This is a genomic window from Streptomyces hilarionis (assembly GCF_024539675.1).
Lineage (GTDB): Bacteria > Actinomycetota > Actinomycetes > Streptomycetales > Streptomycetaceae > Streptomyces > Streptomyces hilarionis.
The window spans coordinates 1-367 of sequence record NZ_JAHHIT010000526.1 but is presented as its reverse complement, the minus strand read 5'-3'; the positions used below and the strand labels follow the sequence as shown (position 1 = coordinate 367).

Annotated in this window: 1 protein-coding gene; it reads right to left on the bottom strand. The window is 56.7% G+C overall.

Going from position 1 to position 367, the window contains the following annotated elements; translation table 11 throughout:
• Positions 1-113 precede the first annotated feature (113 nt).
• The coding region (locus KMS84_RS44120) for an aldehyde dehydrogenase family protein (RefSeq protein ID WP_256921462.1) at positions 114-367 on the bottom strand (254 nt) is incomplete at its 5' end.

Sequence of the window (367 nt, the reverse complement as noted above, 5' to 3'; positions counted from 1 at the left end):
ACGCTGTATCGCAAAATGAAAAAGCACGGGATCGTGCAGCCCAACGAGGTGTTTTGAGCACAAACACAGATCACCACGTGTAGAAGCCGGGCGCTTTCACGCCCGGCCATCATTCACTCCTGGATGTACACCACATGGGTATGGGTGAACTCATACAACCCATGCTTGCCATCCGCCCCACCAATCCCGGACTTGCGCGTACCGGCATGGAAGCCCTGCATGGCTTCGAAGTTTTCGCGGTTGATATACGTCTCGCCAAAGTCGAGTTCGCGGGCGGCCTTCAACCCGGCACTCAGATTGCGGGTGTAAACCGACGAGGTCAGGCCGTATTCGCTGTCGTTGGCCAAGGCAATGGCTTCATCCAGCG